Source organism: Bradyrhizobium sp. Kon69, from assembly GCF_055807515.1.
This window is the reverse complement of record NZ_JBVVOS010000002.1, coordinates 161,203-185,810: the sequence shown is the minus strand read 5'-3', so window position 1 is coordinate 185,810 and position 24,608 is coordinate 161,203. Positions and strand designations below refer to the sequence as shown.

Genomic DNA, 24,608 nt, shown 5'->3' with positions numbered 1-24,608 from the left:
TTCTTCTCCGGCTAATTGCAGCCGCGCAAGGGCCTTCCTATCTCAGGGCTCCGCTGACCCGCCCCTCCCGGCAGGTTCCAGCCTCCCCTCCCCAGCCTTCGCCCCCTCAGACTTGCGGCCATCATGTCCTCCATCATTTCCGTCGCCAATTTGTCGAAGACCTATGGGTCCGGCTTCAAGGCGCTCAAGAACGTCAATCTCGACATCAAGCGCGGCGAGATCTTCGCGTTGCTCGGCCCCAACGGGGCCGGCAAGACCACGCTGATCTCGATCATCTGCGGCATCGCCAATCCGAGCGAAGGCAAGGTCCTCGTCGGCGGCGAGAACATCCAGACCTCCTATCGCAAGGCGCGCTCGCTGATCGGACTGGTGCCGCAGGAATTGCACACCGATGCCTTCGAGAGCGTGTGGGCGACCGTGAGCTTCTCCCGCGGGCTGTTCGGCAAGCCGAAGAACCCCGATCATATCGAGAAGGTGCTGAAGGACCTCTCGCTGTGGGACAAGAAGGACAGCAAGATCATCACGCTCTCCGGCGGCATGAAGCGCCGCGTGATGATCGCCAAAGCGCTGTCGCACGAGCCGCAGATCCTGTTCCTGGACGAGCCGACCGCTGGCGTCGACGTCGAGCTGCGTAAGGGCATGTGGGAGGTGGTGCGCACGCTCCAGCAATCCGGCGTCACCATCATCCTGACCACGCATTACATCGAGGAAGCCGAGGAGATGGCCGACCGCATTGGCGTCATCAACAAGGGCGAGATCGTGCTGGTCGAGGACAAGGCCACTTTGATGCAGAAGCTCGGCAAGAAGCGGCTGACGCTGCATCTGCAGGGCAAGCTCGATGCGCTGCCGGAGAGCCTCAGGCATTACGAGCTCGACCTCTGCGACGGCGGCGCGACCCTGGTCTACGACTACGACACCAAGGGCGAGCGCACCGGCATCACCAGCCTGCTCGGCGACCTCCGCACCGCCGGTATCCGTTTCAACGATCTCGACACGACGCAATCGTCGCTCGAGGACATCTTCGTCGATCTCGTGAGGGCGTCATGAACTACCGCGCTGTCCGCGCCATCTATCTGTTCGAAATGGCGCGCACCTGGCGCACGCTGCTGCAAAGCATCGTGTCGCCGGTGGTCTCGACCTCGCTGTATTTCGTGGTGTTCGGCGCCGCGATCGGCTCGCGCATCAGCCAGGTCGAGGGCGTCAGCTACGGCACCTTCATCGTGCCGGGCCTGATCATGCTCTCGGTGCTGACGCAGAGCATCGCCAACGCCTCGTTCGGCATCTACTTCCCGAAATTCACCGGCACGATCTACGAGATCCTGTCGGCGCCGATCTCCTATTTCGAGATCGTGCTCGGCTATGTCGGCGCGGCCGCGACCAAATCGATCATCCTCGGCCTGATCATCCTCGCCACGGCCGGCCTGTTCGTGCCGCTGCACATCCACCATCCGGTCTGGATGTTGGCCTTCCTGGTGCTGACGGCGGTGACGTTCAGCCTATTCGGCTTCATCATCGGCATCTGGGCCGACGGGTTCGAAAAGCTCCAGATGATCCCGATGCTGGTGGTGACGCCGCTGACCTTCCTCGGCGGCAGCTTCTATTCCATCGACATGCTGCCGCCCGCCTGGCGCACGGTGGCGCTGCTCAATCCGGTCGTCTATCTGATCTCCGGCTTCCGCTGGAGCTTCTACGAGATCGCGGACGTCAGCATGGCCGTCAGCATCGGCATGACGACGGCGTTCCTGGTGATCTGCCTGGTCGTGATCTGGTGGATTTTCCGCACGGGATATCGGTTGAAGAACTGACCCCGGCCGTCATTCCGGGCACGTGCGCCCCGGAATCGCCAGGGGTTACCGATAGCAGTGGAAGCGGTTGTATCCGTCGTAATAGCCGCGGCAGCGACGGTGGCCGCGATGGGGAATGCCGAACACCCCCTCGACCGCGCCGACGGCACCGCCGACACCGGCGCCGACCGCGCCACCCACCACGCCGCCGACGGGGCCGGCGATCCGGTTGCCTTCATAAGAACCTTCCTGGGCGCCCCGAACGATGCCTTGGGCATGGCCAGGCTGTGGGATGCAGGACAGCGCGGCCAGAACGGCGGCGCCAGCGAAGAGCAGACGGAAAGGCAGACCGGCCGGCCGAGAGGCGGCGGCGACGCAAACTTTGTTCATCTTCATTCCCAAGGTAAAACCGGCGGCGGAAGCCGCCGGTCGAGGCAACGATCATCAACGCCGATGCGGCCAAATGGTTGCCCGGATGGTTGCGCCATTCTGATGAATTGTCGGCATTATGAACGCATCTCCCGCTCGCGAAAATGTCAGCGCCGCCGCGGGCTTTGCGGCACAAAGCGGCCTTGCTTACGCCGGGCGTCGCGTTAACGATGGCAATAAGGTTAGCTTTGCAGGCCGCTGGAACGAAAGCCGGATTGCAGGCATAGTGCACGCCGGGGGACGGAGAGCCGCGGCGCCTAGTGTGAACAGGCCGGAGGCCACAAGTCAGATGCGTTCGTTTTTTATTGCTTTCACCTCCCTGATGCTTTTGAGCGCGGGCACCGCGCAGGCCAAGGTCGAGATCACCGTCGACAAGGACAATCAGCAGATGACCGTCGCTGTCGACGGGGTCGCGCGCTACCACTGGCCGGTGTCGACAGGCATCCCCTCGCGGGAGACGCCGAACGGCGCGTTCCGCACTTTCCGCATGGAAGAGGATCACTACTCCAAGGAATTCGACGACGCGCCGATGCCGCACGCGATCTTCTTCACCAAGGTCGGGCACGCCATCCACGGCACCGACTCGGTCGGTCGGCTCGGCACGCCCGCCTCGCATGGCTGCGTGCGGCTGTCGCGCCAGAATGCCACGACGCTCTACGCGCTGGTGCAGCAGCAGGGCGTGCTCAACACCACGGTGACGCTGACCGGCTCGGCGCAGGTGGCGCTGGCGCGCAATCCGCGTGGCCGCAACCCAACGGCAGTGGCCCGCGCGCCGCAGCCCGCCGAAGAGCAGTACGCCACATCAGGCGATCCCGTGAACCTGACGCCTCAGGCCGCACCTACCCGCCGCTACATGCCGCAGGATGACAACTACATCTATCCGGCCGACGGCAGCGACACCGGCGCGCGCTACCCGGCGCCGCGCGGCAGCCGTCCGCTCTATGACGCGCAGGTCTATCAGCAGCAGCCGCAGCAATATTACAATCAGGACAACGGCACCTACTATCAGCCGCAGCCCCGGCAGGTTTACCAACCGCGTGGCTATTACTACCAGAACTGACCCTATCTGAACGCGGCGTTGCCGCGCCAGCGAATCAGAAAGCCGCTGCCGCGGCGGGCGCTTGCGGCAGTCGACCGCAGGAATAGCGCCAGCCTGTGCACGGATTGGGCACCGGCCGACGCAAGGAAGCAACAGTCCACAACCTTCAACGCAGTGGCGTTCCGGCCAAATTGACAACCAGGGGGTCGCCCTTATTGTCGTTCCCATTGTTTCTGGGACATGACATGACACGCGAGCAGATTTCGGATTTCTGCGTTACCGCCCTGGCAAATATCCTGCGAATTTCGAGCGACCGCGTCGACATCGGCACGAAATTCAGCCGCCTCGGCCTCGATTCGGCGATGCTGGTCTACCTGATGATGGAACTCGAGGAGAAGCTCGACCTCGAACTATCGACCGACGACTTCTACGACCATCCGACCGTTGAGGCGCTGTCGCGATTTCTCGCCGACAAGCGCGCAATCCGCCCCGCCGCCTGAGGGCGGCTGAAGCCGGCGCAACCCATGGAAACCTTCCGCTCGCTCGTGGCACTGCTGGCCCGGCGTGCGGCGGAGCAGGCCGACGACCGCGCCTATGTCTTCGTCTCCGATCGCGGGACGGAGGAAGCTGTCTTCAGCTTTCGACAGCTGCACGATGCCGCGGGCGCGCTCGCGTCGCGACTGACCGCGGCCGCGCGTCCCGGCGACCGCGCCATTTTGGTGTTTCCGCCCGGCATCGAATTCATGGTGGCGTTCTTCGGCTGTCTGATGGCCGGCATCATCGCCGTGCCGATGATGATGCCGCGGCGAAACAGCGCGCGCGATGCCAGCGCCGCGATCCTCGCCAATTGCACGCCGGCGGTGGCGCTGACCAATTCGGCCGTCTTGCTCCGTGGTGATCTGCGGGCACGCTTCGCGCACGAGCACATCCGCTGGATCGAGGTCGATCTCGCCGCGGCCGATGGTGAGACAATCGAGCTGCCCGAGCCGGCGCCGGACGACACCGCCTTCCTGCAATACACCTCCGGCTCGACGTCCGCGCCCAAAGGCGTGATGGTGAGCCACGCCAATCTGCTCGCTAATCTCGAGATGATCCGGCTCGCGCTCGGCAACACCCGGCAATCGACTTACGTCAATTGGGTGCCGCTCTATCACGACATGGGGCTGATCCTGAACGCGCTGCAGGCGCTCTATGTTGGGGCGACCTGCGTGCTGATGGCACCGAATGCGTTCATGCAGCGGCCGCTTGGCTGGCTGCGCGCGATCTCGCACTATCGCGCGGAAGTGGCGTGCAGCCCGAATTTCGGCTTCGACCTCTGCGTCAGCCGCTATCGCGCCGACCAGATGGAGGGCGTCGACCTGTCCTCGCTCAGGATCGCGCTGAACGGCGCAGAGCCGGTGCATGCGGAGACCATCCAGCGGTTCATCCAGACATTTGCGCCCCACGGCTTCGACCCGCGCGCAATGTATCCCGCCTACGGAATGGCGGAAGCGACGCTCCTGATTTCCGGCGGACGCCGTGGCGAGGGTCATGTCACGCGCAGCGTGAGCCGCACGGCGCTTCAGGCCCATGCGGTGGAAGCGCCTTCCAGCGCCGAAGATACGCAGGTCGCCGTCGGCTGCGGCCGCGCGCTCACCGGCGAACGGATCGCCATCGTTGACGCGGACGACCACACACGCCTGCCCGCCGACCGCGTCGGTGAAATATGGGTGAACGGCGCCAATATTGCCCGCGTTTATTGGCACAACGACGAGGCGACGCGCGAGGGGCTCAATGCGCAGATTGCCGGCGAAAACGGGGCGTGGCTGCGCACCGGCGACCTCGGCTTCCTCGACGTGACAGGCGAATTGTTCGTCACGGGCCGGATCAAGGACCTCATCATCGTCCGCGGCATCAACCATTATCCCCAGGACGTCGAGCGCACCGTGCAATCGCTCGATGGAGCTTTGCGCGAAAATTGCGGCGCGGCGTTCTCGGTGCCGGACGAGACCGGCGAGGAAATGCTCGTCATCGTCCAGGAAATCGAGCGCACCGCGCGTCACTCAATCGACACCGAAGCGATCAGGGGCCTAATTCGCGAGGCCGTCGCCGACAACCACGAACTCTCCGCGCGCCACATCGCGCTGATCCGGCCCGGCACCCTGCCGAAGACCACCAGCGGCAAGATCCAGCGCAAGCTGGCGCGCAAACTCTGGCTCGATGGCGGTTTTGAGCAGCTCGGCTGAGACGACTCAGAAATCGATCTTCGCGCTCTCCCCATCGCGCAGGCTCGCAGCGATCCCCTGCTCGATCTTGCGCGCGAGAATTGGGCGATAATGGATGAAATCGGCAAAATTGGCGCGGTCGCGCGTGAGATCGTTATCAACGCGATAGTTGATGAAATTGCTGCGCGGTCGGCCCGCGACCACTTTCTTCAGCGCCGCGTCGCAGGCGCGGCGCTCCAGGGCGGCTTCCGTACCGGGCTTCGGCACAGTCGTTGCGAAGGTCGGCGGAACGATGATCACGACCGGCACATCGGCCGGCAATGTCCTGAGCATACCTGCCAGCGCAGCGATCTCGGGAAATGTCGCCCGCATCTCGGCGGACAAGGACGGCGCCGGATCCCTGGGCCAGCCGACTTCCTTGAATTGACCCGGCGGCCAGATGTCCTCGTAGCTGACAAAGCCGTCAGGGTTCATCCGTGGTCGCCGGCCAAGCCCAATACTGATCCGTTGAAAAGCGTGCTCGATTGCCTGCCATGAGATCAGACGCGCAGCGTAGGTGACGACGCTTCTGTCATAGAGCCAGTCGGGAAACGGGACGCCGCCCTCCTCCTTCGCCCGTGCATGCGTGCACCAGCCAGGGTCGGTCACGATCACCAGTGCGCCGACCTCCCGGTGATTTCGAAGGAAGAAGTCCAGCACCGCGAGCTCCTGGCGGGGAAACGCACCGGTCATGTAGAGCTGCACGAACCGCAGGCCGGTCGCCCGCGACAATTCCATCGGCTCGATCATCTGCGCCGTCGAATTGCCCAGGATCGCGGCATTGAAATCCGGATTCCTCGCGCGGCTCGCGGCCGTGATCTGGGTCAGACGATTGTCGACGCCGTCGATACCGAGCAGGCCGAGCTTGCCGCTGTCATAGGGATCGACCGCCACCACCAGTGCGAGCACCAGCAGCGCAGCTCCGGTCAGCGTGCCCAGACACGCGAGCAAGCTCCGGCCCCAGCCGGGGTCGGTCTCAGAACTTGAAGTAGACGAAGTCATGGAGATCCCGACCACCCATGTGAAGCAGCAATGCGAATAGCCCAAGACCGAGCAGAGCAGCGAGCCACGGATTGGGGCGACGCGTGAGCACCGCCACGATGTCCTGGCTCGCCGGCAGCAGGAAGGCGAACAGCGGCGCTGCGATCAGCGGCCACAAATGCTTTCCGCGCTCAAGCGGCAGCGGCGAAACCAGCCCAAAGAAGACATGCCAGGCCGCCTCCACGGAGCCCGCGCGAAAAATCACGCCGGTCGCGAGCACGAAGAGCACGGTGAGCGTCCAGCCGAGCCATGACGGGAACTCCGGACCATAGCGACGCCACAGCGTGCAGGCGACCAGCCCAAGCCCGTGCAGCACGCCCCACAACACGAAGGTCCAGCTCGCGCCGTGCCAGAGGCCACACAACGCCATCGTGATCATCATGGCGGCGAAAAACTGTACGGGTAGCCAGTGCCGCGGCAACAGGCGGAGATTGACCAGCGGATAAAACACGTAGTCGCGCAGGAACAGCATCAGGGTGATGTGCCAGCGCTGCCAAAAATCCTGGATATTGGTCGAGCGCAGCGGCGCATTGAAATTGTACGGCAATTGCACCCCGAACAGCAGGCCGAGGCCGATCGCAATGTCGGAATAGCCGGAGAAATCGAACAGGATCTGGAAGGAGAAGCAGAAGGCGAGCCAGGCATCGCCGCTCGGAAGTGGCCCGTTCGCTGCCTGCGCGTAGATCGGATCGAGCAGATGCGCGAGGCCGTCGGCGATCACGATTTTTTCGAACAGGCCGATCGCAATGAAGCAGGTCGCCACACAGAACTGGCGCTGCCAGCCCGGAACGTAGACCTGCCTGCCGAACTGATGCATCACCTCTGACCAGCGCGCCAGAGGGCCGGCGATCGCCTGCGGGAAGAAGGCGATGTAGAGCGCGTAGCGGTCGAGCGTATAGAGCGGAGCCCTGCCGCGCTTCAGGTCGACCAGATACATGATGTGATGGAAGGTGAAGAAGGAGATGCCGAGCGGCAACCCGACGTCGAGCACCGGCAGCGTCGTACCGAGGACGAGGCCGAGATTGGCGAGAAGGAAGTTGGCGTATTTGAACAGCGCCAGCACCGCGAGATCGAGCACGATCACCAGTGTCAGCACCGCCGGCCACTTCACGCGCCCATAGGCGACCGAGGCGAGCCAATTGATCGCGATCGAGCCGATCAGGAGCAGGATGAAGGACGGGCTGCCCCAGGCATAGAAGGCGAGCGACAGCGCGACCTGCACGCCGATACGCAAGCCCGGATAGGGATCGGCCAAGCGATAGATCAGCAGCGCCGCGGGCAGGAAGACCAGGAGAAAGGGATAGTCGTTGAACAGCATCGGTTCAAAGCCGCGCCATCGCCGGCGTGAGCCGGCGGATGATGCTCAGCCCGTTTCGAGGTCGGGCGCAGCGTCGCCCGGCTGCCGTAGCATGCGTCGCGCAATCTTCTCCTCGCTCGGCACCTTGACGTCCCAGGCCAGTCCCAGCGCTTCCAGCGCCCTGATGAAAATAAAGCCCGGATCGAACTCGAACCAGCGCAGGCCGAACGCCGCGGAATAGGGAAAGGCATGGTGGTTGTTGTGCCAGCCCTCGCCCCAGGCGAGCCAGGCCATGACGCCGAGATTGCGGCTGTTGTCGTCGCGGGTGACGAAGGGCTGCGCGCCAAAACTATGCATCACGGAGTTGATGGCGGACATGGTCTGCTCGACCACGAACATGCGCACCACGCCGCCCCAGAGCAAGCCGGTGAGTGCGCCCCACAGGCTCATCGTGGCGAGGCCGCCGATCGCGGCCGGCAGCACCAGGCCGAGACCGACCCACGTGTAATAGTAGCTGTTGACGGCAACCAGCCTGCGATCCGCCATCAGATCCGGGACATAGTGCGCGACGTTGGGATAATCGTGCTCGATCATCCAGGTCAGGTGTGCGTGCAGGAAGCCGCGCAGGCGGCCGAATGCGCCTTCGCCGTGCAGCCGCGGCGAATGCAGATCGCCCTCGTGATCGGACAATTCGTGGTGCCGGCGGTGCATTGCCGCCCAGGACAGCATGGGACCGCGGCCGGCCATCGATCCCATCGCGACCAGGATCGCACTCATCGCCGTGGAGGTCGCGAAGGCACGGTGGGTAAAGAGCCGGTGATAGCCGACGGTGAGGCCGAGCCCGGTGACCAGCCAGAAGCCGACGAACAGGCCAAGCTCCATCGCGCCGATCGGGTGGTAGAGCAGAAGGGCCAACGCCAGCAGCGTGCCGACGAAGGGCAAAACGTCGAAGATGATGAAATGCCGGCGCTGCATCCGGCGAAAATGCCGGCTGCGGATAATTCGATGATCGCGTTGCTGCTGCACGGGCGGGATTCCAGGGCACCGACTATGAGTACATACCCCCGCGCCGGCCGCAACCCAAGCCACCGCCCAAGGTTTCAACAGCCACGAAAACCTATACAATCGGCCGGACGCGCCAAAACGCGTTGAAATATCGCCCCTTTCCCCTTGCCCCACGAGCCGCCATGCCGTCACGTGCTGCGACGATCTTGACCGTACTGTCACTTCTCATTGCGGGACCGGCCATGGGATTCGATTCGGCATTTGATTCGGCTTTCGACCTCGAGGCCCATCGCGGCGGGCGGGCGCTGTTGCCGGAAAACTCGCTTCCGGCCTTCGCCAATGCGCTGTCGATGGGCGTGGACACGCTGGAGCTCGACGTCGGCATCACCGCAGACGGCGAAGTGGTTGTGTCGCATGAGCGCGGGCTCAACCCTGATATCACGCGGGATGCGAGCGGCTCTTACGTCGCGCCTCCCGGCACGCCGTTCGCGAAGCTGCGGCTCGCCGATGTCAGGACCTACGACGTCGGCCGGATCCGGCCAGACAGCCCTTACGCCAAGCAATTCCCCGACCAGCGCGCCATGCCCGGGACCCGCATTCCGACCCTGAGCGAGCTGTTCGCGCTGGTGCGCAGATCCGGCAATACGCGCGTGCGCTTCAACATCGAGACCAAGATCGATCCGAACCATCCGGACGAGACGCTCGATCCGCAAGCTTTCGTCACCAGGCTGCTCGCCCTGATCGAAGCCGAAAAGTTCTCCGACCGCGTCATGATCCAGTCGTTCGACTGGCGGACTCTGTTGCTCGTCCAGCAGCAGGCACCGAAGATGCCGACGGTGTACCTGACGCTCCAGCGCGGCTCGAGCCAGACGGTGGCGCTGGACAAGGCGACCAGCTGGACGGCGGGGTTCAGCCCGGCCGATCATGGCGGGTCGCTGCCCCGAACCATCAAGGCTGCGGGCGGCGCGGTCTGGTCACCCTATTTCGGCGATGTGACCGCGGCGCTGATTGCCGAGGCCCATGCCCTCGGGCTGCGGGTTGTGGTCTGGACGGTCAACAAACCTGAGGACATGACGCGCATGATCGAGATCGGCGTCGACGGGATCATCTCCGATAGGCCCGATTTGCTGCGACAGGTCGCGGGCGAGAAGGGAATTACGTTGCCCGCGGGGACAGCGGTGGAGCCGTGAGGTCGAGCCGCAGGCTTTCTGCTACGAACTGTCCCTACTCCCCGTCCCGCAAGCGCCGGTACAGCGCGCCCAAAATGTTGGAGTAATCGTCGGTCCAGACCCGCACCCTGTCGTCGGCTTCGGTCTGCTCCCATGATTTCGACGATGCGAGCCTGCCGACGTCGGCATCCTCGCGGGCGGATATCACGACGTCGGTCGAGAAGATGTAGTCACCATCGCGCCCCGAATCCTCGTTGTAGACCCAGCTCTTGAGATCGTTGGCATCGGCGATGCCGACCACGACGGTCTCGAGATCGAGGTGGCGGTTGGAGACGTGCATCACCACCGCGCCGTGCGGAGCGAGCTTGTCCTTGTAGATCTTCATCGCTTCTTCGGTCGCAAGATGGATCGGGATCGCATCGGACGAATAGGCGTCGACGATGATGAGATCATAGGCGCCGTCCGGCTCCTTCGCGAAGGTGAGGCGGGCATCGCCGATCACCGGCTTCAGGCCCGGCATGCAGCTCGAGATGTAGCGGAAATTCTTCGGATCGCTTGCCGCGTCGACCATGGACTGGTCGATCTCGAAGAATGTCCAGCTCTCGTTTGGCTCGGCGGCGCAGGCGAGCGTGCCCGATCCGACGCCGATCGCCGCGACCTTCAACGGAGCGCCCTTGCGTTCCCGGATCGCGCTGACGGCCTGACCGATGCCGCCATCCTTGTGATAGTAGGTGATCGGCTCGGGCCGGCCGGTGACCGGCGTGCCGTCATTGTTGAGGAAACGCTCGGCGCCGTGGATCGTGGTGCCGTGCATCAGCACGTGAAAATAGCCGCCGGGCGTCACCACGATCTTGTGCACGCCGAAGAAGCTGCGCACCGTGGTGACGCGGCCTTCGTCCGCCGGATAAACCCGGATCAGCGCCAGCGCGAGCGCGACGGTGGCGAATATCTTCCAGCGGCCGGCGTTGACCGTCAGCGCCAGGAGCGCGGCGAGCACGCCGACGCCGCTGGCCAGCCAGACGCGGTGATCCTCGAACCAGCTCGACAGGGCGCCCGTCGTGGCAAAGGGCGCAACGAGCACGACGACCAGTGCGGCAAGCGCCAGCCAATACCATTTGACGAAGCCCGCCAGCCGCTCGTTCGCGGGCGGCCGGCACAGCGCGGCAAGCGCGACCAGGATCGGATATTCGGCGATCCAGGAGAATGTGAACGGCGCAACCAGCCCTGCAAACAGGCCGCCGACCATGCCGCCGAACGACAGCGCGACATAGAATCCGGTGAGGTATTTCGCGGCCGGCCGGGTCCGCGCCAATTCGCCGTGGCAGGCCATCGCGATGACGAAGAAGCACAATTGATGCCCGCCGAGCGTCAGCAGCAGGTTCTGTTCGCCGCCGAAGGCCAGCAGGAAGACGACGCCCGCGATCGCGACCGGCTGCAGCATCAGCATCCATTTGTGCGGCAGCAGCGGCCGCGACTGGAACACCACCACCCAGGTCAAGAGGTATAGCGACAGCGGCAGCACCCACAGCAGCGGCGCTGCCGCAACGTCGGTCGAGATGTGCGCGGTGACGGCGATGAGCAAGCCGGACGGCACTCCGGCGAGAAATATCCAGCGCAGCCGCGTCATGAAACCGGGCGCCGGCGCATTCAAATCTTCGGTTCGTGCATCGACCGTGGCCAGCTTCGGCGAGCGCAACAGCAGCACGCCACATGCGGCGATCAGGAGGATCAGAATGCCGTAACCGCCGGTCCAGAGCCGGTTCTGCGTGTGCAGCGTGAACATCGGCTCCAGCAGGAACGGATAGGACAGCAGGGCGAGGAAGCTGCCGATGTTGGAGGACGCATAGAGGAAATAGGGATCATGTCCGGCAGGATGCCCGGTGCGGACGAACCAGGCCTGCAGCAACGGATTGTTGGCGGCGAGCGCGAAGAACGGCAGCCCGATCGAGATCACGAACAGACCGAGCAGCCAGACCGCGTAGCCCGAAGCGGGCGGATCGCCATAGGCCGAGGCGATGCCGAGCGGCAACGTGGCGAAGGCCGCAATCAGCAGCACCAGATGCACCACCACCGGAACGATGCGGTTCCTCACCTGCATCAACACATGCGCATAAGCGTAGCCCGCCAGCAGCAGCGACTGGAAGAACACCATCGCCACCGACCACACCGCCGGCGAGCCGCCGAGCCGCGGCAGGACCATCTTCGTGAACAGCGGCTGCACCGATAACAGCAACAGCGCGCTGACGAAGATCGCCGCGGTGTAGACCGTCAGCAGCAGCCGGTTGCGTGACGAGGACGGCTGCTCCGTGGCGGCGGGTTGCACGATCGAATCCATGGAAGCTCCAGCATATCCCGGCGGGCGCCGGGCGCGCGCAATGGAGCACAAGGCGCCTGAACGAGCAATAAAGGGTCTCGTGATGTTGCAGCGGGGAATGCTTCATATACAGATGTCATTCCGAACCGGGTCGCTCAGACCGTCCCGGAATGACCGTGGAACAGCTTGCACCCTTCATGATCGAAACCGACGTCATCATCATCGGCGCTGGCCATAACGGCCTCACCTGCGCGGCCTATCTCGCGATGGCCGGCTTGCGCGTGCGCGTGGTCGAGCGCCGCAAGGTGGTCGGCGGGGCCGCGGTCACGGAGGAGTTTCATCCGGGCTTCCGCAATTCGGTGGCGGCCTACACCGTGAGCCTGCTTAACCCGCAAGTGGTCCGTGACTTGAAGCTGGCCGAACAGGGCCTGCGCATCGTCGAACGGCGCGCGCAGAATTTTCTGCCCGCTCCCGACGGCAGCTATCTCCTCACTGGCGAGGGGCGGACGCAAGCATCCGTCGCACGGCTGAGCGCGCGCGACGCAAACGCGCTCGACGGGTTTTCGCGCGAGCTGGAAGATATCGCCGACGTGCTCCGGCAATTCGTGCTGCGCGCGCCGCCAAACCTGCTCGATGGCTTCGGCACGGCCTCGATCCGCGAGGCCGTCAACGCATTCCAGAGCGCCAACATCCTGCGCGGGCTGTCGCTGGAGCAGAGCCGCAGCCTGCTCGATCTCTTCACCCGCTCGGCCGGCGAGATGCTGGACGAACGTTTCGAGCATGATCTGGTCAAGGCGCTGTTCGGTTTCGATGCCATCGTCGGCAATTATGCCAGCCCTTACGCCGCAGGCTCGGCCTATGTGATGCTGCATCACGCCTTCGGCGAGGTGAACGGCAAGAAGGGCGTCTGGGGTCACGCCATCGGCGGCATGGGCGCGATCACGCAGGCCATGGCACGCGCCGCACGCGACCACGGCGTTGTGATCGACACCGATGCGGGCGTGCGCGAGGTCATCGTCGAGCGCGACCGCGCGGTCGGCGTGGCGCTGGAGAACGGCACGACCATCCGCGCGAAATATGTCGCGGCCAACGTCAATCCGAAGCTGCTCTATACGCGGCTGGTCGCGGCCGATGCGCTGCCGGCCGACTTCCTCGCCCGCATCCGGCACTGGAAGAACGGCTCCGGCACCTTCCGCATGAACGTCGCGCTCGACCGCCTGCCCTCGTTCACGGCGTTGCCGGGCGACGGCGATCATCTCACCTCGGGCATTATCCTGGCCCCTGATCTCGGCTACATGGACCGCGCCTTCCTCGATGCCCGCGCGCACGGCTGGAGCCGAGAGCCGGTCGTGGAAATGCTGATCCCCTCGACGCTCGACGATACGCTCGCGCCCGCAGGACAACATGTCGCGAGCCTGTTCTGCCAGCACGTGGCGCCGGAGCTTCCCGATGGAAAGTCGTGGGACGACCATCGCGACGAGGTCGCCGACCTCATGATCGCGACGGTGGACAAATACGCGCCGGGCTTTGCGACCAGCGTGCTCGGCCGCCAGATCCTGTCACCGCTCGATCTCGAACGGCAGTTCGGCCTGCTCGGCGGCGACATCTTTCACGGCGCGCTGACGCTGAACCAGCTGTTCTCGGCCCGGCCGATGCTGGGCCACGCCGATTATCGCGGGCCCGTGAAGGGCCTCTATCATTGCGGCTCCGGCGCCCATCCCGGCGGCGGCGTCACGGGCGCGCCCGGCCACAACGCCGCGCAGGCGATTTTGAGGGATCACCGCAGCCTGTTCGGAAGCCGTGGATAAGCCCGTGGATGGGCTGTGGACAAGGCTGTTGGCAGAGCTGTGAAAGAGCGGTGGGTAACGCCCCTTCAAGCCTGGTACAAGTCGGCGGAAAATCCGGGGATGTGCGGCGGAATAATCCGTGGACAAAGTCCGGAAAAACCACCGGAAAGCCTGTGGGCATTCTGTGAAAGCCAATCCCAAAACGACTTCCGCCCGCCGGGGGGCAATTCCCCCCGACGGGCGCGGCTCGAAAGCAGTCGTATGGAGAAATGGCCCCGCCGGGAGATGGAAGGCGGAAATTACTTCAAGGAGGTGCTAATCGAGGTGAACTTCTCGTTCATCGTGGTGCCCAGGCCGTTCACCACGGTGATGATCGCCAGCGCGATACCGGCTGCGATCAGACCGTATTCGATTGCGGTTGCACCTGAATCGTCGGTCCAGAACTTCAAAATCATGCGCTTCAAGTTTCGCCTCCTATTCTATTTCAAGCTGTGTGGGTTGCCCAACACCCGGAAATGTACGGGGTACAACCTGCGGTCGGGTTAATCTCTTAAATGCAAGTTGTCGGAAAAAATGGGAACAAAAGTTCCAAAACTTGAACCGGACGGAACCCTGAGAATGCAGCCTTCCCCCACCCATCGCGCCAGTTTTTCGATCGGCAGCGAGATCGCCGCCAGGCGCATTGTCGACGTCCTCACCGAAATGTTCTTCGAGGAGGATGCGGCCGTCGTCGCCTTCGAGCAGCCGAACGGACAATGGGACGTCGCGCTGCATTTCGCGAACGCGCCGGACCGGGCATGGCTGCGCGAACTCGTTGCAACTTCAGCAGGAAATGAGATCGCGGACACGCTGGCCTTCGACACTGTCGAAGCCAGGGACTGGGTCAAGTCGAGCCTGCAAGATCTCGTCCCGGTGCCGGCCGGGCGCTTCGTCGTCCACGGCAGCCATGACCGCGACCGCGTGGCGCCAAACAAGCTCGCCATCGAGATCGAGGCGGCTCTCGCCTTCGGCACCGGCCATCACGGCACCACACGCGGCTGTTTACTCCTGCTTGACCATGTCCTGAAAAGCACCCGGCCCGGCCGCGTGCTCGACCTCGGCACCGGGACCGGCGTGCTGGGGATAGCGGCGGCGAAGGCGCTGCATCGCGCGGTGCTGGCCTCCGACATCGACCCGGCCTCGGTCAAGGTGGCAGCCGAGAACGCCTTGTTGAACGAGGTCGGTCACCATGTGCGCGTGATCCGCGCCACCGGATTCGCGGCGGCCGATTTCGGCAGATGCGGCCCGTTCGACCTGGTGCTGGCCAACATCCTGGCCAATCCGTTACGGCAATTGGCGGGCCCGTTGACGCGGCACCTCGCGACCGGAGGGCGCGTCATCCTCTCCGGCCTGTTGACGCCCCAGGTCCCCGCCGTGATCGCCGCCTACCGCGCGCGCGGCCTCGTGCCTCTGAAGCACTTGCGGATCGAGGGATGGAGCAGCCTGTTGCTGCGGAAGATGGGGTGAGTACGGGTGCTGCCGTAGATGCCGCTACTTTGCGGCCTTCTCGTCCGGGCGCATCGCGCGCTCGGCCTGCGAGGCGCGCCTCGCGCGGCGTTCGGCGAAGCGGTCGATCATCTGGTTGATGAGGCCGCGCGGTTTCTTCGGTGTTGCCGCAGCCGGGGCGCGGCGCACCGGCGGCGTAATCTTCTCAAACGTGAACGCTGGCATCGAGTGTCCCCTCGTCGTTGAGATGAACAACTTGCTCGAATTTCCCTGTTATCCGGACGAAGCGCAACTGCCGCATCCTGTACTCCACTCAATTCGAATGGAACTTGTTCAAGCACAGTCCATGCCAGATACGACCTCAAATGCGTCTACATTGCGGACTGATCCGCATGATCCTAAAGTGATCCACCATGTTCGAAGCGCACTTCCAGACATTCGAGGAGCCCGAGGCCGGCGTCGCGTTGACGGCGCGGTTGGCCGCGCTCCGTGAAGAACTCGCCCGCCGCAAGCTGACCGGTTTCGTGATTCCACGCGCCGACCAGCAGCAGAATGAGTATGTGCCGCCGTCGGAAGAGCGCCTGGCCTGGCTGACCGGTTTTACCGGCTCGGCGGGACTGGCGGTGGTGCTGACGCACGAGGCCGCGGTCTTCGTCGATGGCCGCTACACGATCCAGGCGGCCAAGCAGGTCGATTCAAGGGCCTGGGCCGTGGAATCTCTGATCGATCCCCCGCCGGAAAGCTGGATATCGGCACACCTGAAGGCCGGCGACCGCCTAGGATTTGATCCGTGGCTGCACACTTTTGCGGCAGCCGAGCGTTTGTCCGCCGCCTGCACCAAGGCCGGTGCCGAGTTGGTCGCCGTCGACAGCAATCCGGTCGATGCGATCTGGCAAGACCGGCCACAGCCGCCGATTGCGCCGGTCACGGTGCACGGGATGCAACATGCCGGCGTGACTGAAGCCGAGAAGCTGACGCAGATCAGAAGCGAGATCGCCAAGCTAGGCGTCGATGCGTTGGTGCTGTCCGACAGCCATGCCGTGGCCTGGACCTTCAACATCCGCGGCGCCGACGTCGCGCATACGCCGCTGCCGCTGTCCTATGCGCTGGTGCCGAAGGACGGCCGTCCCACCATCTTCATCGACCACCGCAAGCTCTCCAATCTGACCCGCGACCATCTCGAGCAGTCCGCCGACGTGCGCGAGCCCGATGCGATGGCGCCGACGCTGATGGCGCTCGCCAAGAGCGGTGGATCGATCGCGCTCGACAATGCGACCGCGGCCGACGCCCTCAGCCGGCTGATCACGGGCGCCGGCGGCAAGCCGGTGCGCGGCAGCGATCCGATCGCGCTGCTCAAGGCGGTCAAGAACACGACCGAGATCAAGGGCACGCAAACGGCGCACCGGCGCGACGCGGTGGCGCTGGCGCGCTTCCTCGCCTTCATCGATCGCGAGGCGGCAAGCGGCAAGCTGACCGAGATCGACGCGGTCGAGGCGCTGGAGACGTTCCGCCGCGACACCGGCGCGCTCAAGGACGTGTCGTTCCCGACCATATCGGGCACCGGCCCGAATGGCGCCATCGTGCACTACCGCGTCACCCGCAAGAGCAACCGGCGGATCGTGCCCGGCGATCTGCTGCTGATCGATTCAGGTGCGCAATACGAAGACGGCACCACCGACGTCACCCGCACCATGGCCGTGGGCGAGCCGACCTCCGAGATGCGCGACCGCTTTACGCGTGTGCTGCGCGGCCACATCGCGATCGCGCGGGCGATCTTTCCCGACGGCGCCACCGGCGCGCAACTCGACACACTGGCACGGCAATATCTCTGGGCCGCCGGCGTCGATTTCGAGCATGGCACCGGCCACGGCGTCGGCAGCTATCTCTCGGTGCACGAAGGACCGGCGCGGATTTCGAAGCTCGGCACCACGCCGCTGAAGCGCGGCATGATCCTGTCCAACGAGCCCGGCTACTACAAGACCGACGGCTTCGGCATCCGCATCGAGAACCTCGAACTGGTGGTCGCCGCCGACATCAAGGGCGCGGAAAAATCGATGAACGCGTTCGAGACGCTGACGCTGGCACCGATCGACCGCCGGCTGATCGATGTCGGCATGCTCGGCAAGGACGAACTCGACTGGCTCAACGCCTATCACGCGCGCGTCAGGGCCGAGGTGCGGCCGGCCCTGGACGAGACGACGAAGGCCTGGCTGGACCAGGCCACGGCGGAGCTGAAGGCGTAAGTTTGCCATTCACGGGCTCGACGCATAGCACCACGCGATTTGCGCAAGGCTCATTTCCACCCCCGCTGTCATTCCCCGCGAAGGCGGGGAATCCAGTATTCCAGAGACAGCAAACGCATGCGGAGAAGCCGCGGCGTACTGGATCGCCCGGTCAAGCCGGGCGATGACACCGAGTTTTTGACGCGAGCAGCACGCCGAATCCATCCTCATCGCGCCGCCAATATCACCGTCCCGGAATCCGTATAGCCGCATTCCAAAACGCCGATATCCGTCTTGTGCGAGCACGCTACAGTCCGATTCGAATTTCGACGAGACGGGCGCGCATGCACGGCATGATCAGCACGCCGCCGCCAGCGGCGCAACACAACCTCGCGACCTCGCGCGTGGTGTTGCTGCTGCTCGTCGTCATGACCGGAATCGCGCCGATCTCGCTTTACATGCTGGTTCCGGCGCTGCCGGTGCTGGCGACGACCTTTGGCAGCGACATCTCGGTCGCGCAGATGACGGTGTCGCTGTACATGGTCGGCATCGCGCTGTCGCAACTCATCATGGGCCCGCTGTCGGACCGTTTCGGGCGGCGCCCGGTGCTGCTTGGAGGCCTGGCGCTGATGGTGGTCGCCAGCGTCGCCTGTATCTTCGCGGAAACCCTGCCGCAGCTGATCGCCGCGCGCTTCTTCCAGGCGCTGGGCGGCGCCGCCGGCATGGTGGTGAGCCGCGCCATCATTCGCGACATCTACCAGCGCGATCGCGTCGCCTCGATGATCAGCCTCGTCATCGCGGCGCTGATGATCGGGCAGATGGTCTCCCCGCTCACCGGCGGCCTGATCGAGACTGCGTTCGGCTGGCGCGCGATCTTCTACGCCATCACGCTCGCCGCGATCATTGTCGCCGTCGGCATCGCATTCGCGCTGCCCGAGACGCGCCGAGACCGCGCCGCCGGCAGCGGTTTTCGCGGCGATGTCGGCATCCTGATCCGCAACCGCGCCTTCGTCGGCTACGTGATGTGCCAGGTGCTGGCGTCGCAGATCATCTTCACCTTCGCAGGCGGCGGCCCCTATATCGTGGTGACGCAGATGGGCAGGACCAGCGCCGAATACGGCGCGTGGTTCGCGACGACAGGTTTTGCCTATCTCGTCGGCAATCTGCTCTGCGTGCGGTTCGCGCCCCGGCACTCGTTGGAGAAGTTGATCTGGTTCGGCCTCGCGCTACAGCTTTGCGGCAGCCTGTTGAACCTGCTGTGGAGTTTCACTGGCTGGAACGAGGCGCCCGCCTGGCTGTTCGGCACGCAGATGATCGTGATGGTCGGCAATGCCTTCGTGATGGCGAACTCCGCCGCCGGCGCCATCAGCATCCGTCCCGAGGCCGCCGGCACCGCCTCAGGTGCGATGGGCTTCCTCCAGCAGGGCATCGGCGCGCTGATGTCGCAATTCGGCGCCTATCTCGGCGGCCATTCCGCGACCACGCTGCCGCTCACCGCCGCAGTGTTGGCGATCTCCCTGCTGTGCGCCTGCACGATGATCTTCGTCGTCCCCCGCCGCGAGGTCGTGGTGAGCGAGACGCTGATCGAGCAGGCGGAAGAGGAAGAGAGCGGGATGATGTGAGGCTTGCCCGGTGAGGCCTTCTTCCTTCTCCCCTTGTGGGAGAAGGTGGCGCGCGTAGCGCGCCGGATGAGGGGTCTCTCTCCGCACGGGTCCCCTCTCAAAGCTTGAACTCGAGGATAGAACCCCCCATCCGGCGCTACGCGCCACCTTCTCCCACAAGGGGAGAAGGGAAGAGTCACTCCCCGATCAGCTGCAGCCACTCGTCCTCGGTCAGTACCTTGACGCCGTGCTTGTTGGCTTCCGCGAGCTTCGAACCCGCGCCTGGGCCGGCGACGACGAGATCGGTTTTCTTGGACACCGAGCCGGACACTTTTGCGCCTAGCCGCTCAGCGGTGGCCTTGGCCTCGTCGCGCGTCATCTTCTCCAGCGAGCCCGTGAACACCACGGTCTTGCCGGCGACGGCGGAATTGCTCTTCGGCTTCTCGGCGTCGATGATCTCGACCTCCCCGGTCAGCCGCTCGACGATGCCGCGATTGTGGCTCTCGCCGAAATAATCGGCGATGCTCTTGATCACGGTCTCGCCGATCTGGTCGAGCGCATCCATCTCGGCCATCGCCTCCTCGTCGCCCTTGGCAACCTTGAGGCTGGCGTCGTGGAAGGCGTCCCAGGAGCCGTAGCCGCGTGCCAGTGCCAGCGCCGTGGTCTCGCCGATATGGCGCATCCCGAGCGCGTAGATAAAGCGCTCCAGCGCGATCTTGCGACGGCTCTCGATCGCGCCGAACAAATTGCGCACCGAGGTTGCGCCATAACCCTCGATGTCCTCCAATTTGAGTTTTGCGTTGCGCTTTTCCAGCGTGAAGATGTCGGCTGGCTCCTTCACAAAACCCTCGTCGAAGAAGTACTGGAGCTGCTTCTCGCCAAGACCGTCAATGTCGAAGGCGCGCCGCGACACGAACAGCTTCAAATGCTCGATCTTCTGATAGGGACAGGCGAACTCGCCGGTACAACGGGCGCGTGCTTCCTCTTCGCCAGCGGCCGTCTCTCCTCGCACGACGTCGGTATGCAGCGGACACGGACATTTCTTGGGGAAGTGGTATTCCTTAGCGCTCTTCGGCCGCATGTCGAGGACGACGTCGACCACCTGCGGGATGACGTCGCCGGCGCGCTGGATCACGACGGTGTCGCCGATCCTGATGTCGCGCCCCTCGCGCAGCACCTCGCCCTTGTTGCCGATACCCTTGATGTAGTCTTCGTTGTGCAGCGTGACGTTCTGCACGATCACGCCGCCGACGCCGACCGGTTCGAGCTTGCCCACCGGCGTGAACGAGCCGGTACGGCCGACCTGGATCTCGATGTCGCGCAACACCGTCGTAGCGCGCTCGGCCGGGAATTTATGGGCGATGCCCCAGCGCGGCGTACGCGAGACGAAGCCGAGCCGTTCCTGCCAGTCGATGCGATCGACCTTGTAGACGACGCCGTCGATGTCGTAGTCGAGCTTTGCGCGCTGCTCCTCGATCGCGTGATGAAACGCCAGCAGTTCCTCGACGGAGTGACAGAGCTTGGTCAGCGGGTTGGTCTTGAAGCCGCAGCGCTCGAACCAGCCGATCATGCCGCTCTGCGTGCTCTCCGGCATCGCGCTCATCTCACCCCAGGCATAGGCGAAGAAGCCGAGGGGGCGCGAGGCGGTGATGGTCGGATCCTTCTGCCGGAGCGAGCCCGCGGCCGAGTTTCGTGGATTGGCGAAGATGGTGCCGCCTTCCGCCTTCTGCCGCTCGTTGAGCGCCAGGAACGCCTTCTTGGTCATGTAAACCTCGCCGCGCACCTCGCAGATATCGGGCACGTTGCGTCCCTTCAGCTTTTGCGGCACGTCTTCGAGGGTGCGGATATTGGCGGTGACGTCCTCGCCGACCGCGCCGTCGCCGCGAGTCGCCGCCGTGACGAGTTCACCGCCCTCATAGCGCAGCGACATCGAGAGGCCGTCGATCTTCGGCTCGGCGGAAAAATCGATTCTGTCGTCGTCGAGCTTCAGGAAGCGCACGATGCGGCCGACGAAGTCGCGCAGATCCTCTTCCGCAAAGGCGTTGTCGAGCGACAGCATGGGGACGGCATGCCGCACCTTCTTGAAGCGGCCCGACGGTGCAGCGCCGACTTTCTGCGACGGCGAGTCCGCGCTGACGAATTCCGGGAAGCGCTTCTCGATCGCGTTGAAGCGCTGGCGTAGCGCGTCATACTCGGCATCGGTGACGGTGGGCGCGTCGTCCTGGTAGTAGCGTTCGTTATGCCCCTCGATCTCGAGCGCGAGCCGCATGTGCTCGACCTTGGCCTGCGCCTTGGTGAGGTCAGCGACGTCGCGAAGCGGTGTTGATTTGGATTTTGCTGCTCTGGCCATGGTGCTTGGATACGATGGAGCGGGCGGGAGGGTAAAGGCGGTTACAGTTTCGTACCCCGGACATAACGTTTAGGGCCCCGGCGCTTGCGCGCGTCCGGGACAAGAAATCAAGCCGTCGCTGCCTTGAGCAGCCGGTCCGCGGCAGCCCTCGCCTCGGCGGTGATCTCGGCGCCGGCGAGCATCCGCGCGATCTCCTCGCGGCGGTGGTCGGCGGCGAGCGCATTGACTCGGGTGGCGACGCGCTTGCCCTTGTCCAGCGCGTCCTTGGAGATCAGCAGATGCTGGTCGGCACGGGCGGCGACCTGCGGGGCGTGGGTGACGGCCATCACCTGGACCTTGCCGGCGAGCCGCGCCAGCCGTCCGCCGATGGCGTCCGCGACCGCGCCGCCGACGCCGGTGTCGATCTCGTCGAACACCAGGGTCGGCGCCGAGCCGCGGTCGGACAGCACGACCTTCAGCGCCAGCAGGAAACGCGACAGCTCGCCACCGGAGGCGACCTTCATCATCGGCCCCGGCTTGGTGCCCGGGTTGGTCTGCACCCAGAACTCGACGCGGTCGAAGCCTTGCGGGCCTGGAGCTGCCTCGTCGGTCTGGACCTGGGTCATGAACTTGGCGCGTTCGAGCTTGAGCGGCGCGAGCTCGGCATTGACCGCCTTGTTGAGCTTCTCCGCCGATTTCTGCCGCGCCATCGACAGCTTCTTTGCGGCCGCCGCATAGCGCGCATCGGCCTCGATCGCGGCCTGCTCCAGCTTCTTCAGCCGGGAGGCGCCGGCATCGATCAGGACGACGTCGGCAGCATATCTGGCAGCAAGTGCGGCGAGCCCGTCGACCGGCGTCGAATATTTGCGCGAGGCGGCGCGCAACGCGAACAGCCGCTCTTCGATGCGTTCGAGCTCCGAGGGATCGAAATCGGTCGCGGCAAGCGCCGCCTGGAGATGCTGGTCGGCTTCCTCCAGCGCGTTGATCGCGATGTCGATTGCCCTCACCGCGGGCTCGACCAGCGCCGGCGAGTTGACGCCCCGGCGCTCCAGCCGCCGCACGGCCGCCGACAGCGAGGCGACCGGCGAATGGTGGCCGCCGACCGCCTCCTGCGCCTCGCGCAGGTCGGAGGCGATCTTCTCGCCCTGCATCATGGTCGTGCGCCTCGAAGCCAGCGAGGTCTCCTCGCCGTCCTTGGGCGCGAGCTGCTTCAATTCGTCCGAGGCGTGGCGGAGGTAATCGGCTTCGCGCGCAGCGCGCTCCATGCCGGCGCGATGCTCCTCCAGCGAAGTGTTGGCGGTGCGGCGGGCGTCCCAGAGCGCCTCGACCGCCGAGACGTCCTTTTCGAGACCGGCGAAGGCGTCGAGCAGGCGGCGGTGGGTGGCGGCATCGACCAGCGCGCGCTCGTCGTGCTGGCCGTGGATCTCGACCAGGGCAGTACCGACCGCCTTCAGCGTCTGCACGCTGATCGCCTGGTCGTTGATGAAGGCGCGGGTGCGGCCGTCGGCGAGCTGGACCCGGCGGAGAATCATCTCGCCAGTATCCTCCAGCCCGTTCTCCGCGAGGATTTTGGCTGCGGGATGGTTTTTTGGGATATCGAACACGGCAGTGACCTGCCCCTGCTCCGCGCCGTGGCGCACGAGGCCGGCATCGCCGCGGCCGCCGAGCGCCAACGCAAAGGCATCGAGCAGGATGGATTTGCCCGCACCGGTCTCGCCGGTCAAAACCGCGAGGCCCGGTGCGAATTCGATATCGAGCCGTTCGATCAGGACGATGTCACGGATCGACAGACGCGCCAGCATGGAACTCTATTTCCTAGCCGAGACCCATTTTCTTGAAGGTCTTGCTAATCCAGGACCCCTGATTCTCGCTCGGTTCGAGACCGCCTGATTTTACAAGATTATAGGCGTCCTTGTACCAGCGACTGTCAGGAAAATTATGCCCGAGCACGGCGGCGGCCGTCTGAGCCTCGCCGACGATCCCGATCGCCATATAGGCCTCGGTCAGGCGATACAGCGCCTCCTCGACATGGCGGGTGGTCTGGTACTGCGTCACCACGGCCTTGTAGCGGTTGATCGCCGCCGTGTAGTCCCGCTTCTGCGCGTAGTAACGGCCGACGTTCATTTCCTTGCCGGCGAGCTGGTCGCGCGCACCTTCGATCTTGGCCTTGGCCGAGGTCGCGTATTCGGAGGTCGGATATTTGCGAACCACCTCTTCCAGCGAGGCGATCGCCTTCTCAGTGCGGGTCTGGTCGCGGCTGATGTCCGGAATCTGGTCGTAATGCGAGGCGGCGATCAGATATTGCGCGTAGGCCGCATCCGGGCTGCCGGGATGCAGCGTGACGTAGCGGGTGGCCGCGCCGATGCAGCTGTCGTAGTCGCCGCCCTGGTAGGACGCGTAGGCCGACATCAGCAACGATTTGCGGGCCCAGTCGGAATAAGGATGCTGGCGGTCGACCTCTTCGAACTTCTTGTTCGCCGCCTTCATGTCCTTCTTCTCGTTCATGAGGTACAGGCCCTCATTGTAGATCTTGTCGGCAGGCTCCTCGACGAAGGTATCGTCCTTGGCGGTGAACTTGTCCCAAAGCGCGCCGGTGCCGCAGCCGGCCAGCGGCAGCGCGAGCACGAAGAGGACGACAGCCTGAATCAGCCCACGGGCTCGAGACGAGACCTCTCGAGACGGGACTTGAAGATATCCGCGCGTCATACGCTGTGCCGACATGAATATTGCCCTGACGCCCTGTGGTGCGGTGTCCGCCAGCCCATGAACCCCGTCCTGGGCGCGAAATATAGCCGTGGCGCCTGCCGTGCGACCACGCCGGTGTAACCGAAAAACGATCTTCAACCAACCGGATAGGCAGGCA

Annotated in this window: 20 protein-coding genes; 10 read left to right on the top strand and 10 right to left on the bottom strand. The window is 64.6% G+C overall.

From position 1 onward, the window contains the following. Window positions 1-123: 123 nt before the first annotated feature. Window positions 124-1,047 carry an ABC transporter ATP-binding protein gene (locus tag AC0L3U_RS03120; RefSeq protein WP_027570727.1) on the top strand — a complete coding sequence of 308 codons (924 nt, stop codon included), beginning with the start codon at window positions 124-126 and terminating at the stop codon, window positions 1,045-1,047. Next, entirely contained in the window at window positions 1,044-1,805 is a 762-nt protein-coding gene (locus AC0L3U_RS03115) for an ABC transporter permease (protein ID WP_018454266.1), read from the top strand. Before AC0L3U_RS03120 ends, AC0L3U_RS03115 begins: the two co-directional genes overlap by 4 nt. Window positions 1,806-1,850: 45 nt before the next feature. Here AC0L3U_RS03115 and AC0L3U_RS03110 read toward each other — a convergent pair whose 3' ends face one another. Beyond that, window positions 1,851-2,174: a hypothetical protein gene (locus AC0L3U_RS03110; RefSeq protein ID WP_027519597.1), complete on the bottom strand. Its 324-nt coding sequence runs from the start codon at window positions 2,172-2,174 to the stop codon at window positions 1,851-1,853. Between the two features lie 328 nt (window positions 2,175-2,502). Here AC0L3U_RS03110 and AC0L3U_RS03105 point away from each other — a divergent pair, with 328 nt between their 5' ends. The 3 genes from AC0L3U_RS03105 (at window position 2,503) to AC0L3U_RS03095 (ending at window position 5,477) form a co-directional block, all read left to right on the top strand. Next, entirely contained in the window at window positions 2,503-3,273 is a 771-nt protein-coding gene (locus AC0L3U_RS03105; protein WP_473360642.1) for a L,D-transpeptidase, read from the top strand. Window positions 3,274-3,497: 224 nt separating this feature from the next. Next, window positions 3,498-3,752, top strand: coding sequence for an acyl carrier protein (locus AC0L3U_RS03100; protein WP_018454262.1), 255 nt, complete (start codon window positions 3,498-3,500; stop codon window positions 3,750-3,752). 24 nt (window positions 3,753-3,776) lie between these two features. Next, the gene (locus AC0L3U_RS03095; RefSeq protein ID WP_473360641.1) at window positions 3,777-5,477 is read left to right on the top strand and encodes a fatty acyl-AMP ligase; all 1,701 of its coding nucleotides are present in this window, start codon (window positions 3,777-3,779) and stop codon (window positions 5,475-5,477) included. 6 nt (window positions 5,478-5,483) lie between these two features. Here the strand turns inward: AC0L3U_RS03095 and AC0L3U_RS03090 are convergent, their stop codons facing one another. Genes AC0L3U_RS03090 through AC0L3U_RS03080 form a run of 3 tightly spaced genes read right to left on the bottom strand, consistent with a single transcriptional unit; the run spans window position 5,484 to window position 8,859 of the window. Continuing rightward, window positions 5,484-6,446, bottom strand: coding sequence for a hypothetical protein (locus tag AC0L3U_RS03090; protein WP_473360640.1), 963 nt, complete (start codon window positions 6,444-6,446; stop codon window positions 5,484-5,486). Window positions 6,447-6,471: 25 nt separating this feature from the next. Then, complete coding sequence (locus AC0L3U_RS03085) at window positions 6,472-7,854, bottom strand: MBOAT family O-acyltransferase (RefSeq protein ID WP_473360639.1); 1,383 nt, start codon at window positions 7,852-7,854, stop codon at window positions 6,472-6,474. A gap of 45 nt (window positions 7,855-7,899) precedes the next feature. After that, the gene (locus AC0L3U_RS03080) at window positions 7,900-8,859 is read right to left on the bottom strand and encodes an acyl-CoA desaturase (protein ID WP_473360638.1); all 960 of its coding nucleotides are present in this window, start codon (window positions 8,857-8,859) and stop codon (window positions 7,900-7,902) included. A 161-nt stretch (window positions 8,860-9,020) separates the two neighbouring features. Between AC0L3U_RS03080 and AC0L3U_RS03075 the strand changes: the two genes are divergently transcribed. Next, on the top strand, window positions 9,021-10,028 hold the full coding sequence (locus AC0L3U_RS03075; protein ID WP_473360637.1) for a glycerophosphodiester phosphodiesterase: 1,008 nt from the start codon (window positions 9,021-9,023) through the stop codon (window positions 10,026-10,028). A 34-nt stretch (window positions 10,029-10,062) separates the two neighbouring features. Here AC0L3U_RS03075 and AC0L3U_RS03070 read toward each other — a convergent pair whose 3' ends face one another. Further along, a complete protein-coding gene (locus AC0L3U_RS03070; protein WP_473360636.1) occupies window positions 10,063-12,342 on the bottom strand; it encodes a spermidine synthase in 2,280 nt (759 codons plus the stop codon). A 176-nt stretch (window positions 12,343-12,518) separates the two neighbouring features. Between AC0L3U_RS03070 and AC0L3U_RS03065 the strand changes: the two genes are divergently transcribed. Further along, complete coding sequence (locus AC0L3U_RS03065) at window positions 12,519-14,129, top strand: phytoene desaturase family protein (protein WP_473360823.1); 1,611 nt, start codon at window positions 12,519-12,521, stop codon at window positions 14,127-14,129. Between the two features lie 278 nt (window positions 14,130-14,407). On the opposite strand, the gene AC0L3U_RS03060 is transcribed toward AC0L3U_RS03065, so the two are convergent. Then, window positions 14,408-14,563, bottom strand: a complete 156-nt coding sequence (locus AC0L3U_RS03060; RefSeq protein ID WP_456769831.1) for a Flp family type IVb pilin — start codon at window positions 14,561-14,563, stop codon at window positions 14,408-14,410. Between the two features lie 163 nt (window positions 14,564-14,726). Here AC0L3U_RS03060 and AC0L3U_RS03055 point away from each other — a divergent pair, with 163 nt between their 5' ends. Further along, window positions 14,727-15,614 carry a 50S ribosomal protein L11 methyltransferase gene (locus tag AC0L3U_RS03055; RefSeq protein WP_473360635.1) on the top strand — a complete coding sequence of 296 codons (888 nt, stop codon included), beginning with the start codon at window positions 14,727-14,729 and terminating at the stop codon, window positions 15,612-15,614. A gap of 24 nt (window positions 15,615-15,638) precedes the next feature. Here AC0L3U_RS03055 and AC0L3U_RS03050 read toward each other — a convergent pair whose 3' ends face one another. Beyond that, the gene (locus AC0L3U_RS03050; protein ID WP_027519609.1) at window positions 15,639-15,818 is read right to left on the bottom strand and encodes a hypothetical protein; all 180 of its coding nucleotides are present in this window, start codon (window positions 15,816-15,818) and stop codon (window positions 15,639-15,641) included. Between the two features lie 188 nt (window positions 15,819-16,006). Here AC0L3U_RS03050 and AC0L3U_RS03045 point away from each other — a divergent pair, with 188 nt between their 5' ends. Both AC0L3U_RS03045 and AC0L3U_RS03040 read left to right on the top strand, forming a co-directional pair. Continuing rightward, entirely contained in the window at window positions 16,007-17,836 is a 1,830-nt protein-coding gene (locus AC0L3U_RS03045) for an aminopeptidase P family protein (RefSeq protein WP_473360634.1), read from the top strand. A 323-nt stretch (window positions 17,837-18,159) separates the two neighbouring features. Next, entirely contained in the window at window positions 18,160-19,437 is a 1,278-nt protein-coding gene (locus tag AC0L3U_RS03040; RefSeq protein WP_473360633.1) for a multidrug effflux MFS transporter, read from the top strand. A 175-nt stretch (window positions 19,438-19,612) separates the two neighbouring features. On the opposite strand, the gene ligA is transcribed toward AC0L3U_RS03040, so the two are convergent. The 3 genes from ligA to AC0L3U_RS03025 all read right to left on the bottom strand — a co-directional run bounded on the left by ligA (window position 19,613) and on the right by AC0L3U_RS03025 (window position 24,466). Next, window positions 19,613-21,766 carry an NAD-dependent DNA ligase LigA gene (gene ligA / locus AC0L3U_RS03035; RefSeq protein WP_473360632.1) on the bottom strand — a complete coding sequence of 718 codons (2,154 nt, stop codon included), beginning with the start codon at window positions 21,764-21,766 and terminating at the stop codon, window positions 19,613-19,615. 107 nt (window positions 21,767-21,873) lie between these two features. Further along, window positions 21,874-23,547 (bottom strand): DNA repair protein RecN, encoded by a 1,674-nt coding sequence (gene recN / locus AC0L3U_RS03030; protein ID WP_473360631.1) that lies wholly within the window; start codon window positions 23,545-23,547, stop codon window positions 21,874-21,876. A gap of 13 nt (window positions 23,548-23,560) precedes the next feature. Beyond that, window positions 23,561-24,466: an outer membrane protein assembly factor BamD gene (locus tag AC0L3U_RS03025; RefSeq protein WP_473347908.1), complete on the bottom strand. Its 906-nt coding sequence runs from the start codon at window positions 24,464-24,466 to the stop codon at window positions 23,561-23,563. Window positions 24,467-24,608: the final 142 nt, after the last annotated feature.